This window comes from Pseudoalteromonas luteoviolacea NCIMB 1944, assembly GCF_001625565.1.
In the GTDB taxonomy this organism is placed as follows: Bacteria; Pseudomonadota; Gammaproteobacteria; order Enterobacterales; family Alteromonadaceae; genus Pseudoalteromonas; species Pseudoalteromonas luteoviolacea_F.
The window spans coordinates 164,125-182,648 of sequence record NZ_AUXS01000064.1 but is presented as its reverse complement, the minus strand read 5'-3'; the positions used below and the strand labels follow the sequence as shown (position 1 = coordinate 182,648).

Below are 18,524 nucleotides of genomic sequence, written 5' to 3'. Positions count from 1 at the left end.
TTTACAAATGTTAAGACGAGTTCTCGTCTTTAAAATTAGTTAGATAGGCATTATTTTTGATGGTTTTCAGTGACCTGTGACATGTTTTTAGCGAACACACATTTTTGCTGTATGGGTTGTATTTTAACAGCTATTTAGGGGTATATCGAGCAGCAACCTTGGGCTGCTGCTGGTTAGATTAGGTTAATCGGTATTTTGGCAAGCTAGCACCGCGTCATTGACTAGCTCGAGGCCGGTTTTTTCGCACTCTGGAAAGGTATAATCAGACGTTGAGATTGGCGTGACTCGCTCACCCCAGTGAATATAACTGGCAGCCCAAGTTAGTCCAGCCCCAAACGCCGCAGACATAATGTTTGCATGTGGCTTTACCATACCTTGTTCCACCGCTTCACACAGGGCTATGGCAATAGTAGCTGCCGAAGTATTACCGTAGTGATTGATGTTGACCATGACTCTTTCATCTTCAATGTCGAGCTTTTTCTGAATCGCTTGAATGATCCTTAAATTAGCTTGGTGCGGAATAAGTACGTCAATATCATCAAGATTTAAATTTGCCTTTAGCATTACATCGTCGCAGGCAATGCTCATGCCAGTGACAGCGCGCTTGAATATTTCTCTACCTTCGAAAAGCAGATCCGATGGGCCAACAGCTTCATACTTATTTAAATCGGTGCCATAGTTGGTAATATGTAAAATATCACGATCTTCAGTGTCACAGCCTGTTTTTGTGCCCATTAGACCGCTTGGTTCATCGCTCGCTTCTAAAATGACTGCACCTGCGCCGTCACCAAATAACACCGCACTGTCTCGTTTTGCCCAATTTACATACCAAGTCATGCGTTCAGCTGCAACGACGACTGCTTTTTTGATCATACCAGCTTGTATTTGCGCAGTCGCATTTTGTAACGCATAGAGAAAGCCTGAGCATGCTGCGTTGGTATCACAGGCCGCGGCACCGGAAGCGCCAATGTTTTTTTGAACTAATGATGCAGTATTTGCAACCATTGTTGAGGGAGTGCAAGTAGCAAGCAATACTAAATCAATGTCTTTTCCATCGATACCTGCGCAGGCCAGTGCTTGTTTACTGGCAATAGTCGCAAGCTCGGCAGTACTAACATGACTGACGCGACGGGATTTTATACCAGTCCTTGTAGTGATCCATTCGTCATTGGTATCAACAATGTTACTGATTTCGTCATTGCTGATGGAAGCAGGTGGTATCGCTTTTCCCCAACCTGTAATTTTTGCATATATCATAGAGTCTCTTTATCAAATCCGACCACTTGGTGAGTTGCATATTTATAACAAACTATTGATTTACACACAAAGAATACCTTGTTGATTTAGTGTAATTGACTAGAATTAGGTGAGAAACAGGTCAAATATCAGCTGTTTATGATCCGAAAAATCACTCAGGAACTACTTGATGAACTTATCGCGTTAGAACGACTTCTGCTCGAGCCGCATGTGAGAGAATCAAAAGAAAGGCTATCCATGTTGTTGGATGACGATTTTTACGAAATATCGGCAAATGGCTTACTGTTTGATAAGCGGCATGTTCTGTCTCGGTTGCCCAGTGAAAAGGTGCCACAATTCTATAATCAGGACTTCCGAGGGCAAATGCTCAGTGACACATTAGCTCAGCTAACTTATCAAGCTGCGTATAGAAGAAATGCATATAGTAATTTGCAATTTTCATTGCGGATGTCTCTTTGGCGGCAAAATAGCTCTGGTTGGCAATTACTGTTTCATCAAGGGACGCCTAGCCCTGAATTCTCGCTAAAATACGACTAAACATTGATTGCTACAAACGTTCTTTAAGTTGGTTCATCTATAAGGTAAAGTACGCATCATTTGTATTTAGGCGGACTCAATGGTTTTAGCGTTTTCTCCCCAATCGGCACTCGGCCAACTGTTGTTATTGCGCTCTATTGCGATCGTTTTACAACTCATTTTGGTGCTAATTTCAATCGTTTTATTGGACAAAAATATCCCGCACCAACCTGTATTTACAATTATTGCCTTAGAATCATTGTTTCAATTGTTCAGTATCATAATGTACCGTCGCAACAGAGAAATATCTGAGCGAGCAATGACGCTCCAGTTGGTGGCCGATATTGTTTTCTTGTCATTGTTGCTCTCTTTTTTGGGTGGGGCGAGTAACGCGTTTGTTTCATTGTTACTGTTGCCTTGCATAATTGCAGCGGTCACAGTGTCTATAGGTTACGTACTGTTTGTGTCTAGTAGTGCTTTGTTAGCATATGGATATTTGTATGTGGCAGTGACTATGCCAATGCATCACCATGGTATGCACATGGGAGAGCATTTACTGGGTATGTTTGTGAATTTTGTGTTCATGGTTGTGGTGACTGTAGGTGTTGTCGCTATTTTAGTAAAACGGATACGGGAGCGAGAGGCATTACTTGCAAAAACAAGAGAAAAGCAATTGCAACAAGAGCAACTATTGGCGCTGGGTAGTGCTGCTGCTCAAGTAACACATCAGTTAGCAACGCCAATCGCACATTTGAATTTGCTCTTGGAAGAGCTCCAAGAAGATTTTCCTGAACATCCAGCTGTCGCAGAAATGAATTCACCAATATCCCAATGTCGGGTGCAACTAGAGGGCTTTAGGGCACAGACTGAGCTGCTGAAATTAAAACGTCAAGAGCAGTCTCAGTCGTCAAACTATGTCTTGGAGCAACTAGAGGAGTTGATGACGCTGCAATACCCAGAACAGTCACTCACTATTTCTGAACAAACCTCGTCAGTTGATGTCAATGGGGATCCTATGCTTGTACCTGCTTTACTCAATCTTATTGTAAATGCAGCTAAGGCGAATGAACGTGCTGGCAAATTCAAGATTGAGCTGACAGCTTATGTCCGAAGAGGAAGTTGGCATTTGACGATTAAAGATCAAGGTAAAGGGATCGCACAACAAAAATTGGAAAACTTAGGCAAATTTGTGGTGGAGAGTGATACCGGGTTTGGTATGGCACTGCTGTTGACAAACGCAACCCTTGAGAGGGTAGACGGAGAGCTGCAACTAGAGAATTTGGATGAGGGTGGAGTTTTGTCTACCGTTGTATTACCGATAATAGGTGAACTATGAAATTATTGATCATTGAGGACGATGTGGCGTTTTCGAATACGCTCGCTCGTCGAATGTCTAAAATGGGGTTCGAATGCCAATGTGTCAATCAAGAGCAGTTTATATTGGACACGTGCAATGCGTTTTTGCCTCAGTATGTATTGCTGGACATGAAGTTGGAACACTCATCGGGGTTGCAGCATATCAAACAAATAAGAGCAGCGTTGCCGAAGTGCAAACTGGTGTTATTGACAGGCTTTGCCAGTATCGCTACGGCCGTTGAAGCAATCAAACTTGGCGCTGATGACTACTTAACTAAACCCGCCGATACCAAATTGATAGCCAAAAAACTACGTGGTGAAGATGTGGAGCTGGAAGATACATTTGAGTCGACAATGTCTCCTGAGCGGTTGGAGTGGGAGCACATTCAACAAACGCTTCAAGCTAACGATGGCAATGTTTCTGAGACCGCTCGTCAGCTAAATATGCACAGAAGAACACTACAACGAAAGTTACAAAAACGACCTGTCTCAAAGTAGTGGGTTAGGGCTAGACATTGCTCTATTGGTAGATTTTAACTAAATTGAAAATAGTGGAACAATGGGACAACAGCTAATGTATATATTCGAAGTAAATATAGTGGCAGTAGTGTTAGCTGCATTAAGCTCCTTTTTATTGGGTGGGTTGTGGTATTCGCCTTTGATGTTTCAACAGGCTTGGCTAGAAGGGGCTGGGCTCACTGAGCTTGATTTAAAAAGTGCAAATCATAAAGTTATTTTTTTGGGGTCGTTCCTGCTTTGTATTGTTGCATCAATTGGAGTGGCAGTTTTGGTTGGGAAAAGCCCTTCAGTGCTGGACACCATGGTGCTTGGATTATCGATAGGTGTCATCTTTGTTGCAACCTCTTTTGGTATTAGTTATTTGTTTGAGCAAAGGCCACTTAAATTATTTCTGGTGAATGCAGGTTATCACACGTTACAATTTACGCTCATAGGGTTTGTTGTTGGGAGTTTGAACTAAGTGGCTAAGCCAAATAAGAAAGGGCCTACCAGAACCGTAGATATTTTCTGTGCAAAGTGTAAAGCGAAATTATTTAAGTATAGGAAAGGAGGAAAAGGCAGTTTGATCAAATGTTTTGTAGAGCGAATTAGCGTAGACCACACAACTAATCAAACCCATTGTCCTCAGTGTGAGCAAGAGTTCTCTAGAAAGACACTGATCAGAGGCGCACCAGCGCTTAAAATTGTTGGCAATAAAGTTAGCTTTAAATAGCGCCTCCCTATATAAGGACAATTATCCTGTAACCGCAATCATGTTTTTAAGATAATCACAGAGTTTGTGCTGTTTCAACGATTGAAAGTCACCCTACCCATGGAAAAGGGCCAGCGTGTTTGGGTGAGTATCCACAAAAAATATGGACAAAAACATGATTGATATTTTATTTGACGTAATTGGTATGACAGGTACTTTTCTTGTAGTAGGTGCGTTTTTTTTACTGCAATTAGAAAAAGTCACGCCAGATGGCCTCAAATATAACCTCATGAACCTTTCTGGTGCAATATTGTTACTTATCAGTTTGTGCTACAACTTTAACTTGGCGAGCTTTGTAATAGAGCTATTCTGGATAGCGGCTTCTATGATCGGATTGTATAAGTATTTCAAGGCAAAGAAGTTACAGGCGGCATAAAACTTAAGTAAAAACTTGCACAGTTACATTTCATGCGTATTATTTAGTTGTATGAACGGTAACTGTGTAAGCAATATTTAGTGAATTAGTTCGCTTAAATTGAGCTTGTTGCGGTATCAGTAGTCAGGCTCAATATGAAAAAAACAGTCCCGCTTATTTTTATCTCGTTTTACAATTTGAATGTAATCGCTTCGCAAGAAGAGCTGTTTGAATTGAGCTTTGAAGAGCTACTGGATGTAAATATCACACTAGCCACCAAAACCGTAGAAACACCTACCACAGTTCCCTCTAGCACAACCGTTTTTAACCGCCAACATATTCAATTGCTCGGTGTGGCAAATGTATACGAATTAATGAATTTTGTCCCTGGAATGCAGTCTACCCGTGGAGATTGGGTTGGTGCTGTGCCAAAAGAGCACGCGAGAGGCATTTATTTAGATAGTGGTAATGTATTGGTCATGCTCAACGGTCAGAGGCTCAATGACGCATCATTTGGCAAGGCTTCTGTGTACGCACCGTTCATTCCAATTGAAGTCGTTGATAGAGTGGAGTTTATTCGAGGCCCTGGCTCTGCGCTTTATGGTAGCAACGCATTTTTGGGCGTGATGAACATAGTTACCAAAAAAAATGACAATCAGTTAATGGCTGCTGTGGGCAACAATGGCATGTATCAAGCAGCGTTCAGCGCGCATCATGCTTTTGAAAATGGCTTAACGTTGCAGGCTAATACGTCGCTATATCGCGATGACGGACAAAAGTATTTTGACAGTGAGATTCGAGACCCGATCGATGGCCGATTTGTAGAAGTAGAACTTAATTGGCGCAATTGGCGGCTAGCCGTGCACAATACTGAGACCCGGTTGAATGAGTTTATTAATTTATCTGGTGAGTCTAGCGATAATGAACACACAAGCAGAAACTTGGGTTTGCAGCTGGAGGTTCACTCAACTTGGCAAGACTCGATAAAAAATACAACTCGGCTCGACTTTATTAAACACGATATTAAAAATGCAGGCCTTATAGCCAGTGCAGAAGAGTTGCAATTAGCGAATGACTTTTTTGTTGGTCCACGATGGCAGTCAAGGGATATAACTCTAAATAGTGAAACAATTTATGAGTACAACGAGGCGTTAAACATTATAATTGGCGCTGAATATTCATGGGAAGAGCAATCACGCGCAGATGTTTATACTAACTACTATAACCCTCAAACCGGAGAGGTATTTGTAGATGAACCATATTATCTAGGTGGGATCCAAGTAATAAATGATTATCAGCCGTTTAATTCACTTGAGGCTGATTTTGATTCATATGCAGTGTACAGCCAAGTCAAGTATACGCTATCTGATTCCGTTACCGTGTTTACCGGGCTCAGATACGATAATGTTATTGATATTGATCGCAAACTGTCGCCAAGACTCGCGGTTATATATCAATTCAATCCAATTCATACTTTTAAGTTACAATACGGTGAAGCGTTTAGAGTACCGGTCAGTAATGAACTCAACTCTAATGATGAAGTGACCTTGGGTAACCCTGAGCTAAAAGCTGAGTACTTAAAAACAACAGAATTAGTATGGCATGCAAAAGATAACAACTGGCAATTCGACCTAGTTATTTTTGATAATGAATTAGAAGATTTTATCAACCTTATTCCTGTTGATGAGGCCCAGTCGCGCTTTACGTTTGATAATGTATTTGAAACAAGTATGCAAGGCTATGAATTCAGTGGTACTTTGCATATCAATGAAACAGCATGGCTTTCGGCTACATTTACGCAGTATATTGATCTCCCTTTTAATCCAAGTTACAAAAAGTTTGGCTCTGTGGTGTTTAACTATACTCAAGGTGACATTCAATACTCTCTGAACGGCATATGGCGAGATGGTGTTATAGTGGTGCCGGAAGTTTTTCCAGATGATCCCGAATTTTCGTCTTACAATCAACCGAGTCATTGGCTGCTCGGTGCGACGGTTAGCTGGAAGGTAGATAGCGAGCAGGGGGTTGCTCTACAGGTACAAAATATCTTTGACAAGTCCACCGATGCGTTTGATCCGAGGAGGTATGATGGTAGGGTGCCCCAAAGAGGAAGGCAAATAAGGTTGAGATACACTTACGAATTCTAACTTAGCGTTGTATGTGTTTTCATATCCTCAAGTTGTAGTATGTAGGTGATGTATATTTTGATAGGTTTTCCACCTAGACTGACCAACCAACAACAATTAGAAGTATGTTCAATTATTCGAAAGCTGATATAGAGTCTTGCTTTGAGGATTGTTGAGCAAAATTCACCAAACTAAGTTGATCTATACGGCTCTCACTGTATAAAGATTGGAGTTCGGCTGATATTTAAAATAAGAGATCACGTCTATCATAAGCAAATCTGCGCATTTAAAATTCTTTTATTCTAGCCAATATCGTCACCCATTGGGTTTAAACACGTATGTATAATCGTCTTAAACGTATACGCAGCATGAAATCGCGATAAGTTTATTTTAGACATATACCCCTATTAAATTGGTTTTACTTTTTCTTTCGTAGACAACTTGTGCTCTAAACAGTCACTGATTTAACGAAAATGCACTCTAATTGTAGTGTTTTATTTACATTTAAAGCGTGCTTAAGCGTTGTCGCCAAATTGAAATTTCTATAACTGGCTGAAAGTTATGATTAAAAATTGAATTGGTGTAAAAGTTTAATATATGTAAATTAATGGTTTATTTTTTGTTCCGTTTGGCTAGGCTCAATTGTGCACTCATGAAAAGGTGCACATTCGGACTAGTGCCGAATACAAAACACACACAATCAAGGAGCATAAAGTGAAACTACCTAAAATAACTAAAATATCTCTCGTCACATTGGCTGTATTAAGTTGCACAGCTGGTGCCGCGCAAAAGCAGTATTTAAATATTCAGAATAATTTAAATGTCATGTTGCAATCGGGCTCACCGAGTGTGTTGTCAACACCCGCTGCTCAATTAATAGGGCTCTCGACAACTGACTCTTTAAAAGTACTAAAAACGTTTAAACACAAAAATGGGTCAGTAACACATCGTTATCAACAAATGTATCAAGGACTCCCTGTCATTGGTGATACTGTAAGCTTGACGTTCGATGATCAGGGATTGTTCAAGCATGCTCACGGTGCTGCGGTATATGGTATTGAAGGAGACTTGTCTTCTGTTAAGCCAGGCTTGCAGCTAGCGCAAGCAAAATCAATGCTACATGCTAATCAATCAAGTACACAAGAAGCACTGCAAAAGTTCCACGGATCAGACCAACTCGGAGTTTGGATAGACAAGAACAATCAGGCTCGATTAGTGTATGAAGTGTCTTATGTAACTTATGGGGAATCACCATCTAGACCGTATCAGATCATTGATGCTAATACGGGTGAGTTACTGGTAAGCTATGACAATATTCAGCATGCAAATGCAACAGGCCCTGGTGGAAACCAAAAAACTGGGCGATACAACTATGGCACAGACTACGGTCATTTAGACGTCAGTCAATCAGGCAATACCTGTACAATGAACAATGCGAACGTTAAGACTATTCACCTTAACCATGGTAGCAGTGGCTCTAGTGCTCACTCCTTTACTTGCCCAGAAAATACGGTGAAAGAAATTAATGGTGCATATTCGCCGCTTAATGATGCGCACTATTTTGGTAACGTCGTTTTCAATATGTACAATGATTGGCTAGGCACTGCGCCACTCTCATTTCAACTACAAATGCGAGTGCATTATAGCAATAATTACGAAAACGCGTTTTGGGATGGGCGTTCGATGACATTTGGTGACGGCAAGGATAGATTTTATCCTTTAGTCAGCCTTGATGTGTCGGCGCATGAGGTCAGTCACGGGTTCACGGAGCAGAATTCAGGTCTTGTATACCGCAATAAGTCTGGTGGACTGAATGAAGCTTTTTCAGATATGGCAGGTGAGGCCGCTGAATTTTACATGAAAGGCAGCAATGATTGGCTTGTTGGGCAAGATATCTTCAAAGCGACCGGCGCGCTAAGATATATGAATGATCCGACGAAAGATGGCCGTTCAATTGATCATCAAAACAACTTTACTTCTGGCATGGATGTGCACCATTCATCAGGTGTTTTTAATAAAGCATTTTATAACTTAGCTACCACGACAGGGTGGGATACAAAGAAAGCATTTCTTGTAATGGCTAAGGCAAATCAAATGTATTGGACAGCGAGCACTGATTGGGATCTAGCTGGCAACGGAGTAATGGATGCTGCGTGTGACTTAGGTTATAACCCTGACGACGTTAAAGCTGCTTTGGCACAAGTCGGTGTAAATTCTCAATTGAGCTCCGGTAGCAATTGTGGCACTCCCCCAACGGACGAGGAAATAAGCAATGGCGTACCTCGCACTGGCATCAGTGGGGCTGCGAAGGCACAGCAATTTTTTGTGCTGAATGTACCAGCTGATGCGACCAACTTAAAATTCGAAACAGCTGGTGGCATCGGTGATGCTGACTTATACGTCAAGTTTGGTAGCAGACCCACATTACAAAGCTTCGATTGTAAGAGTACTTCGTCAACGAGCAACGAATCTTGTGCCATTAATACAGTTCAAGCTGGTACTTACTATGTGATGGTGGAAGCGTGGAACCAAATTTCTGGTGTGACGCTGACAGGTAGTTATTCAACAGGCGGTGGCTCAACGCCTCCAATTGATAGAACTGAAAGTAATATATCAGTTTCTAGTGGTCAGTGGGCAAGGTATACCCAATCTTTAAATGCGGGTTATTCAAATCTTACCGTTACAATTTCTGGTGGCAGCGGAGATGCAGATTTGTATGTTAACTTTGGCTCAGCCTCTTCCACTTCAACATATCAATGTCGCCCATACAAAAATGGCAACAGTGAATCATGTTCATTTACTAACCCCCAGGCAGGGACTTGGCACATAGATTTACGTGGTTATACAAGCGCAAGCGGTGTAACTCTAAATATCAAAGCCAACTAGTTAGTTCTTAATGATAGGCGACCTCGTGTCGCCTTCTCGCAAAGTCATGTAAAGGATACATTATGCGTACAAAAGCATTTATGTGTTTGTTGGCGTGCCTCTCACAGCCTAGTTTCTCAAGCGAACCATCTGAAAAAAAATGGATAACGTTAGGCGCACCAGCAAGTCAGCATTACCAATTAGAAAACTCTATTAAAGGGCGAGTATACCCACAGTCCACCACGAATAATGCCGAGGTGAACTTATTGCTATTAGATGAAGCAGAGCATGTTAATGTCAGTCATTTTATGCACGAAAACTATCATCGATGTGGTGGTTTTGTCGCTCATGAAAGTGAGCAAGAAGCCAAATCATACTTGAGCGCTTTGGCACATGCTCACGCAAATCAGCCTGAGCTAGCTTATACCATAGACAACCCACAAACCGTGCAAGCTCTGATGAGCAAAGTTTCATCAACAGGACTAGATAGCACCGTCAGTGCTATGACAGCATTTTACAACCGATATTACACTCAGCAGTCAGGCGTAGATGCCTCCAATTGGGTCAAACAGCATTGGACTGATTTGGCTCGTTCAAGAGCTGATATCACCGTAGAGTCCTACGGCCATTCGTGGGCGCAGCCGTCTGTCATTGTCACTATCCCTGGGAGTGAGTTAATTGATGAAATCGTGGTTATTGGTGGGCATTTGGATTCTATCAATGGCTCTAATCCGAGTGGGGGACGAGCGCCTGGTGCTGATGATAATGCATCTGGTATCGCGGTATTAAGTGAAGTGCTCAAAGCGATAGTCGAGACCAACTATAAACCCAAGCGAACCGTGCAAATTATGGGGTACGCTGCGGAAGAAGTGGGATTGAGAGGGTCAAAAGCAATTGCACAGGATTACAAGTCATCAGGGAGAAATGTCGTAGGCATGGCGCAATTTGATATGTCTGGACACAAAGGCGGCCAATATGACATTGTGCTCATTACTGACTATACCAACAGTGCCCAAAATACATTTATGAGCCAGCTAATAGATACATACTTGAGCACTATTAGCTATGGCTATGATAGATGTGGCTATGGTTGCTCAGATCATGCATCTTGGTATCAACAAGGGTTTCCTGCGTCATTTCCCTTTGAATCTCGTATGAGAGAGTCAAATCGTTTGATCCACTCTTCAAACGATACGGAATATAATGCAGAGCACTCTTTAAATTTTGCCAAGTTGGCCAGTGCTTATGTCGCTGAGCTGGCAAAAACCGCAGGTAGTACACCACCTCCACCCACAGATCCAACACCAATACAAAAAACATTTACCGATGTAAGTGTTGAGTCTGGGCAATGGTGGCGTACTAATTTACCAATCGGTAGTGGCTACAAAGAGCTCAAAGTGACCATTTCAGGCGGTTCCGGCGATGCCGATCTGTATGTGAACTTTGGTAGTCAATCAACGACGTCTCAATATCGCTGTCGTCCATATCGTTATGGAAACAATGAAGTTTGCACATTGTCATTGCCAGAAGCGGGGACCTGGTACTTTGACTTGCGTGGTTATACGCAGGCATCTGGCGTAACGCTTAAAATTACTGCCAACTAAAAATGTAAGCCTAGGCCGCTGTATTCATAGAGTGCAGCGGTCTATTTTTGATTACTGGTATAACTATATAGTGAGCAAAAGCTTGCTTTTATGTTGCCTAAGGCTTTTGGTGTCTTGTAGATTACAGCATGCTCATTCATACTGCCTCCTTAATTAGCATTCATAATTACAAAAAATTGATAAATGACGGATACAATGGTTAAAGGCAGTTCCCTATACAATAAGTTGTGGCTATTTTTAGGCCCTTTTCTTTTTCTACTAACATGCTTCACTCAAAGCCCTGAAGGTTTGTCAGAACAAGGCTGGCGTACTGCTGGTCTTGCCATGTGGCTGGCGGTTTGGTGGGTGAGCGAAACGGTGCCAATTCCAGTAACTTCACTAGTGCCTCTACTAGCAGTGCCTTTGGCGGGTATCAATGATATAAAAAGTACCTCATCAGCGTATGCTCACCCACTTATATTTCTGTTCTTAGGTGGCTTTTTAATTTCCATTGCGATGGAAAAGTCTCAGTTACATAAACGAATTGCACTGCAAACCATGTTGAAAAGTGGTACAAATCCCAAGTATCAAGTTCTCGCAATGATGTTAGTCAGTGGTTTTTTGTCTATGTGGATCAATAACACTGCGACAACTTTGATGTTGTTACCCATTGCATTGTCTGTTATTCACGTTTTACAAAAAAATGGTGCGCACTGTGATAACTACGCAAAAGCATTGTTATTGGCTATTGCTTATAGTGCCAGTTTAGGCGGCGTAGGAACTATTATAGGCACTGCGCCTAATGCGTTAATGGTTGCGTATTTATGGGACAACCATCAAATACAAATTGGCTTTGGTCAATGGATGATTGTGGCTGTGCCATTTACATTTGGGATGATTATCTTATGTTGGTTATGGCTTACAAAGTTTGCATTTAAACTTGCACCACAGCAAAACAATACTGAAATGACTGAGATATTCTCTGCTCAGTTGAGCGATCAAGGATCGATGTCAATCGCTGAAAAAAATGTTATGTATGTATTTTTGTTTGCAGTATTTGGTTGGTTGTTAAGACCCTACTTGCAAACTTGGACTGGTTTAAATATCACAGATACCGGGATTGCGGTTGCTGCCTCAATCCTGTTGTTTGTGTTGCCAGCTGACAAACAAGGTGAGCAAAAGGTAATGGATTGGCCAGCCGCAAAAGAAGTACCCTGGGGGATCTTATTACTCTTTGGTGGCGGTCTAACCTTAGCCAGTCAGATCAAGGGATCAGGGCTGGCTGAATATATTGCGAATTTACTTGCAGGTGCCAGCGCTATTCCACTTGTATTGAGTGTTATTGCGGTCGCTGCTCTAATCACTTTCTTAACTGAATTAACCAGTAATACGGCAACCGCTGCAGGCTTTTTACCATTACTTGGCCCTGTTGCAGAACAGGTTACTGGCACACCTTTAATATGGATAATCCCTGCTGCAATGGCGGCCAGTTGTGCCTTTATGATGCCCGTTGCTACACCGCCTAATGCGATTGTTTTTGGTTCTGGAGAGATCAAAATTAAAGACATGATCAAAGCTGGATTTGTAATGAACCTTATAGCAATAGCAATACTGAGCATTCTGACATTAACAGTTGCTCGTTGGGTGTTTGTATTCTAGTTAACGAAATCATGTACCAAGCTGTTCAGTTTTGAGGAGCTTGGCCCTTCTTTTTAAGTCATAAAACTCACCATTTTTGTTGCTCCTTATGCAATTCATCAGCTAAGTCTGTTTGTTGCCAACCATGTAAAATACCGAACTTTCTCCCATTGTAACTAGGTCGATACACCAAAGGTTTTAGGAGATCTTTAATACAGGCAACTTGTTTAATTATTGACGGAGCCACAGTCCATCGTAATTTTAAATATAGGGAGTGCTGCAATATAGCTTTGATAAACATGTCGTGAATATAGGGGTTGATAGTGCCGCCTCATATCGTTAGTTAGTCATATAATGCAATGTGGCCACAAGTCAGTACCAGTCACCAATTTGAGAGTTAGCCACATACACTCTAGGCTGCTCGCTTGGGATTAAAATTCTATAAAATATGAGAACGAGATACATCTGTCACGCTACATGTAAGTGGTTTACGCGGATTTAATAAGCTTTATTGGACGGGTTGTAATTAGGTAATCTGCTTAATCTCGGTGGTAGCACATAGAGTGTATTGCTATTAGATATGAACACTGAAATTATACTCATAAAAAAGGGCTTGGTTAACACCAAGCCCTTTTTAAATACTTCAAGTTTATTGAACTGGTAACTCTAGAGTACCTGTGACCACATCTTTACTGTCTTTCAGTTGGTAGCTGTAGTTGATAGTAATTGAGCTCTTGTCGCCTTCTTTGTTGTCGTCCAAATGTAGACCTAGATCGGTATAACTAATTGATCTATAGCCACTTTCCGCTGATCCACCGGCAGTGAAATGGCCATTACGCTCTTCATTGCGAGCTATTTTTGCTAGGAACGATGTGTGATGGTTACTCCAGCCGTCGCCAATAACAATCTCTGTATTAGGATCACTGATAACAGTCTCTACATTGTTATGTGTATATTTAACAACTTCAAAGCTTAACTTTTCTACCAAGTACAAGTGCTTTGGTAAAACGAATCTAACGTAGCCATCGTAGTCCCATGCCCAAGTATCGTCAACACCTGCTGAGTTTTTAGCGACAATTGGCTTGCCATTTGTAGTGTAGTTAAAGTTATCGGCTGTTAGCTCATTGATATCGAAAACAGCGTTACTAACTGGTAAGTTATACTCTCTGTTGAAGCCAAGCTGCTCAGTTTTACCTGAGATAGTATTGGTAACCTCATCGATAGACACTCGGTATCTATAGTTTGTTGTCACTTCTGTTTTTGGTGTGATGGTAATACGTGTATTGTCTAAGTCTAACGTAAGGTCATGTTCAACAACAGTTTCAACAGTATTCAATGTAGTAGAACCATCTTTCGATTCTAAAACGTGATTTACAGCCATTGCTTGAACGTTAGCTGCTGCGACTTCAACAGGTACGTTTAAGTATAGCTGTACGTCGTTGTCAACAGTATCTTTTGCATCAACAGTCGCAATCCTTGACACTGAAGACTCGCTTACTTCATCGCTGTGTAGGTGAACAACCAAGTTTAAAGTGTTGTTCGACAGCTCAACTGGAGCATGGGTATTACCATTATATACGTCGTATGCAGAAAGAGCTGTGTTGTAGCTAATTTCAACGTTTGCACTGCTGTAAACTAGGTCATCTTTTTGAAAACCCGGAATAACAAGACTTAAGCGATTAAAGAAATTAGCGTCTAGATCATACTGCTTTGTTTCTTCGTTATAAGTCGCGTACTTCTCACCACGGTCATTATCATTCGCAAATACGCGCTTAACCTCAACCGCATTACCTTCTTCGTCAAGGACAGTAAGTGCAATGCTAAATTCATGGGTGTTCAGTGCTGTCATGTACATGACATCTATTGAGTCAATTAATTTGGCTTCTGAAAGTTGAATTTCGCCATCACGACCTGAATAGTTACCTGATTCAGGAATGTAGTTATCGTTACCGTCACCATTTAGGTCCGGGTTGTAGTATAAATCAACAGGCAAGTCTTTCGCTAACTGGATTACATAGACACCTTTCTCTTCGTTATACACAGCTTTAGTTGCGTAGGTATCTTTGACCATTTTTTCGAAGTTTTCTACGGTCCAGAAACGATCTAAATCGGTAACGTCATCTGCCCAAATAGTTAGGTTTTTAATTGCTTCGTTTGATTCCGAATCAAGAACTTTAATTTCTTTGGTATAGCCCTCTGATACTTCAAGGTTATACAGGTCAGCAGTTTGAACACCGTTGGCAACATTGCCTGTTGTTCTGGCTTTAAAGTGGCGAGTAAGGAATGCGCCGCTTTCACTAGAAACTTTTACAACGATGCTGCGTTGAGCAGGCAGGTTTGCAATATTGAATGAGCCGTCTTCAGCGACTGCCACGGCTTCCGTCCATGCATTGTCAACAAAAACGCTTACTTGTGCGTCAGCAGCAGAAACGCCTTCAGATACAGATACTACAGTACCTTTAATAGCTGCTGGTGCCTTAGCGTTTTCTTGTTGCTCTGTTAACAAGTCAATTTGTGTTTGCAATAGTTCATTTTGACTATTCAGCTGGTTTGAAATTTCTTTGTTACCATCATCTTCAACTTCTAAACAGCCTGTTAGAGCGAAACAAGTAGCTAAGCCAAGTGCGACTTTTGAATATTTAAACATTAATATCTTCCTGTATTAATTCATCACTTTGTTATCGGGTGAAATTAAAACATAAAACCATAGGAAAATATTCATATTGGGTATAAGTTCTACTATAAATTTGTTTGATTAATAATCGAATTATTATTTTCTCCCAATATAACAGGGATTAAGTAATGCATTTTTTTTGTAAATGAGAGTAAACAAGAAGGGGGGGGTATCTTATTTTGATTGAAATATAGGCATAAATATCAATGCTTTATTTTTTTAGTTGTCTTTGTGGGATATGGCTTATTGGTTTTTTTAAAAATTGATGATCATGACTTTTAAATCTGTACTATTAATGAGCGCTGTATAACTTAGTTCTTTTATATTGGTAGTATAGAATTCAATGTCATCAATTGCTTATTGTGAATAATATGTTATTAACTATTATTGTTTTATGTTTAATTTATTATCAAAGTGACTGGTTATTACCTCTACTAAATGTTGTTTTTTTGTTTTGTTTTTAACTTTGGGTTAAAAAGTTGCGTATAATAAGATGTATTCGTTACAAATGGTTAAGGGAGAAGATGTGACAGCTGTGCTTAATAACTCTATTGGAGATAAACTTGCTACACTCAAGGCTGCGTATTTGGCGACGCCATATCCTTCTGTTGATGCACGCAAACAGCTGCTTAAAAATCTAAGCGCAGCAATAATTGAAAGTAAATCGCGCCTTGTAGACGCTGCGAAGGCTGACTTTAGTACGCGTTCTGATTATGATTCTTTAGTGGCCGATATCATACCAACTATTAGTCATATTAAGTATATATCTAAGCACCTTGACTCTTGGATAAAACCTCATAGTAGATCAGCTGGCTGGCAGTTTTTACCTTCTAAAGTGTGGATAGAGTACGTGCCAAAGGGGGTTGTTGGCGTTATTGCCCCGTGGAATTACCCTATACAGCTAGCGCTTGTCCCGCTCGCGACGGCCATTGCTGCCGGTAATAAAGTAATGCTTAAGCTCAGTGAGCTGACCCCTGCTATCAATCAGGTAATTAAAGATGTGTTGGCGCCTTTAGAAGGAGACTGTATTGTTATTGAGGGAGACGCGAATGTTGCGTCTGAATTCAGTCAACTAGCTTTTGATCACTTATTTTTCACAGGCTCAACTCATATCGGCAAACAGGTTTATGCAGCAGCAGCACAAAATTTGGTCCCTGTTACGTTAGAGCTAGGTGGCAAATCACCCATGCTGGTGTTAGATGATGCTAATCAACATAAAGCGATATTAGATATCATACATGCGAAAACAATGAACGCGGGGCAGATCTGTGTTGCTCCAGACTATGTACTTGTTAATGAGTCTATTTTTGATGAGTTTATTGAAAAACTTAAAAGCAGGGTGCGGGAAAGTAGTCAGTCAAAAGATTGCACAGGTATTATAAACCAGCATCATGCCAACAGACTCTTGTCGCTTATGAACGATGCACAAAGTCAGGGCGCAGAAGTTTACTCCTCCAAACCCCTAGAAAGTTTAACGGCTAAAGAATTTGGGATTCATATAGTCATCGAACCTTCTTTGAAATCCCGCATTATGCAAGAAGAGGTATTTGGACCTATTGTAAATGTGTTAAAGGTCCAAGATCTTGAACATGCAAAGCGTGTAGTGCAATCTCTTGGCACCCCTTTAGCATGTTATTTATATACAAACAGTAAAGAGCCCGAGGCCGTGCTCCGTCGTAGTTTGCAAGCAGGATCACTGTGTATCAACGACATGCTGCTACATGTTGCCGTCGTCGATTTGCCTTTTGGTGGATTGGGGAGTTCGGGCATGGGTCAGTATCATGCAAAAGAGGGTTTTATGGCATTGAGCCACGGCAAGTCCATTTTCAAATCTAGCGATAAAATGTGGCGTAGTCAGCTGTTTGACCGCTATAGCCACATCATAAAACATGTTTTGACATGGCTATATTTGCGTTAAGTTTGACTTAGCTATTCGGCAAATCCACTACCAGCAATATAGGTTTTGGCTTGAATCTTGTGATAAATCTCATTGGCTATACGTTGTCCACGCTCTAACTGCGAGCGAGACAGGCTTTGCTCGTCAAGTTGTCTGCTTTCTGCTGCTTGAGCGTAACCGTTAAACTCAGCGAGCAAGTTCCATATGTATGAGCGTTCAACATTCTTTTGCACACCTAAGCCTTGGTAGTACAGTAACGCCAAGTTATACATTGCAAGCGTATAATTGTTGGCAGCGGCGCGCTCATACCAAAAACGTGCTTTGGAGTAGTCTTGTACAACGCCATCTCCGTTTGCATGCATAACACCAAGGTTAAACTGAGCGGCAGGCAGACTCTTTTTAGCCGCTTGAGTGAAAAGATCCACGGCTTTTTGTTTATCTAGTTTCACACCTCTACCATCTTGGTACAAAACTGCCAGTGCGAACATAGCATCAGCGCTGCCTAATTTAACTGCCCGTTGCAATAATTCAGCTGCTTTTCTAGGGTTTTTTGGCACGCCATATCCGCCTTCATGCATTTTTGCAAGCTCGTACATGCCTGGGGCGAATCCCATATCGACTAAGTATTGAAACTCCTTTAGAGCGACATCAAACTGGCCCGCATTCGCAGCCGCGATGCCTTCTTCTAATCCTGCGATGGAGGGAGTTGAGCATGCTATGAGGCCCGAGAAAAGAAGTATTTGAGTTATTTTCCGCATCATTATTTCTCCTTATGTTACAGGGGAGTGTGTTTAGCTTAATGCACCTAGTTTAATAACGCAGTTTAGACTATAAGTTTATGAAGGGAAATAAAAAAAGCCCTTTCGGGCTTTTTAATTTTCATATCTACCGTCACCGATATGAGCAATGTAGCAAGTAAATGAGTGTGTGAAATTACTGGGTCGAGTAGTAATTCACTATATGAAGCGAGCATTCATTGTGCGTATA

Annotated in this window: 14 protein-coding genes; 11 read left to right on the top strand and 3 right to left on the bottom strand. The window is 41.3% G+C overall.

Features of this window, described 5'->3' with window-relative positions; all coding sequences use genetic code 11:
• Window positions 1–183: 183 nt before the first annotated feature.
• Window positions 184–1,257, bottom strand: a complete 1,074-nt coding sequence (locus N483_RS21650; RefSeq protein WP_023397899.1) for a ketoacyl-ACP synthase III — start codon at window positions 1,255–1,257, stop codon at window positions 184–186.
• A gap of 138 nt (window positions 1,258–1,395) precedes the next feature.
• Here N483_RS21650 and N483_RS21645 point away from each other — a divergent pair, with 138 nt between their 5' ends.
• The 10 genes from N483_RS21645 to N483_RS21600 all read left to right on the top strand — a co-directional run bounded on the left by N483_RS21645 (window position 1,396) and on the right by N483_RS21600 (window position 12,987).
• Entirely contained in the window at window positions 1,396–1,794 is a 399-nt protein-coding gene (locus N483_RS21645; RefSeq protein ID WP_023397898.1) for a DUF4440 domain-containing protein, read from the top strand.
• A gap of 79 nt (window positions 1,795–1,873) precedes the next feature.
• Window positions 1,874–3,109, top strand: coding sequence for an ATP-binding protein (locus N483_RS21640; protein WP_023397897.1), 1,236 nt, complete (start codon window positions 1,874–1,876; stop codon window positions 3,107–3,109).
• Complete coding sequence (locus N483_RS21635; RefSeq protein ID WP_023397896.1) at window positions 3,106–3,627, top strand: response regulator transcription factor; 522 nt, start codon at window positions 3,106–3,108, stop codon at window positions 3,625–3,627. The genes N483_RS21640 and N483_RS21635 overlap by 4 nt, the downstream gene beginning before the upstream one ends.
• 61 nt (window positions 3,628–3,688) lie before the next feature.
• The gene (locus tag N483_RS21630) at window positions 3,689–4,108 is read left to right on the top strand and encodes a DUF1761 domain-containing protein (protein ID WP_231105487.1); all 420 of its coding nucleotides are present in this window, start codon (window positions 3,689–3,691) and stop codon (window positions 4,106–4,108) included.
• Window positions 4,109–4,360, top strand: a complete 252-nt coding sequence (locus N483_RS27540; RefSeq protein ID WP_023397894.1) for a hypothetical protein — start codon at window positions 4,109–4,111, stop codon at window positions 4,358–4,360. It begins immediately after the preceding gene.
• Between the two features lie 154 nt (window positions 4,361–4,514).
• Window positions 4,515–4,775 (top strand): CBU_0592 family membrane protein, encoded by a 261-nt coding sequence (locus tag N483_RS21620; protein ID WP_023397893.1) that lies wholly within the window; start codon window positions 4,515–4,517, stop codon window positions 4,773–4,775.
• 134 nt (window positions 4,776–4,909) lie between these two features.
• Entirely contained in the window at window positions 4,910–6,901 is a 1,992-nt protein-coding gene (locus N483_RS21615) for a TonB-dependent receptor plug domain-containing protein (protein WP_023397892.1), read from the top strand.
• A gap of 693 nt (window positions 6,902–7,594) precedes the next feature.
• On the top strand, window positions 7,595–9,766 hold the full coding sequence (locus N483_RS21610) for a M4 family metallopeptidase (RefSeq protein WP_023397891.1): 2,172 nt from the start codon (window positions 7,595–7,597) through the stop codon (window positions 9,764–9,766).
• 62 nt (window positions 9,767–9,828) lie between these two features.
• Window positions 9,829–11,349 (top strand): M28 family metallopeptidase, encoded by a 1,521-nt coding sequence (locus N483_RS21605; protein ID WP_023397890.1) that lies wholly within the window; start codon window positions 9,829–9,831, stop codon window positions 11,347–11,349.
• A 183-nt stretch (window positions 11,350–11,532) separates the two neighbouring features.
• Window positions 11,533–12,987: an SLC13 family permease gene (locus tag N483_RS21600; RefSeq protein WP_023397888.1), complete on the top strand. Its 1,455-nt coding sequence runs from the start codon at window positions 11,533–11,535 to the stop codon at window positions 12,985–12,987.
• Window positions 12,988–13,615: 628 nt separating this feature from the next.
• Here the strand turns inward: N483_RS21600 and N483_RS21590 are convergent.
• On the bottom strand, window positions 13,616–15,613 hold the full coding sequence (locus N483_RS21590; protein ID WP_023397887.1) for a hypothetical protein: 1,998 nt from the start codon (window positions 15,611–15,613) through the stop codon (window positions 13,616–13,618).
• Window positions 15,614–16,166: 553 nt separating this feature from the next.
• On the opposite strand from N483_RS21590, the gene N483_RS21585 reads away from it, so the two are divergent.
• The gene (locus N483_RS21585) at window positions 16,167–17,558 is read left to right on the top strand and encodes an aldehyde dehydrogenase family protein (RefSeq protein ID WP_052027339.1); all 1,392 of its coding nucleotides are present in this window, start codon (window positions 16,167–16,169) and stop codon (window positions 17,556–17,558) included.
• Window positions 17,559–17,569: 11 nt separating this feature from the next.
• Here the strand turns inward: N483_RS21585 and N483_RS21580 are convergent, their stop codons facing one another.
• On the bottom strand, window positions 17,570–18,298 hold the full coding sequence (locus N483_RS21580; protein ID WP_023397885.1) for a tetratricopeptide repeat protein: 729 nt from the start codon (window positions 18,296–18,298) through the stop codon (window positions 17,570–17,572).
• Window positions 18,299–18,524: the final 226 nt, after the last annotated feature.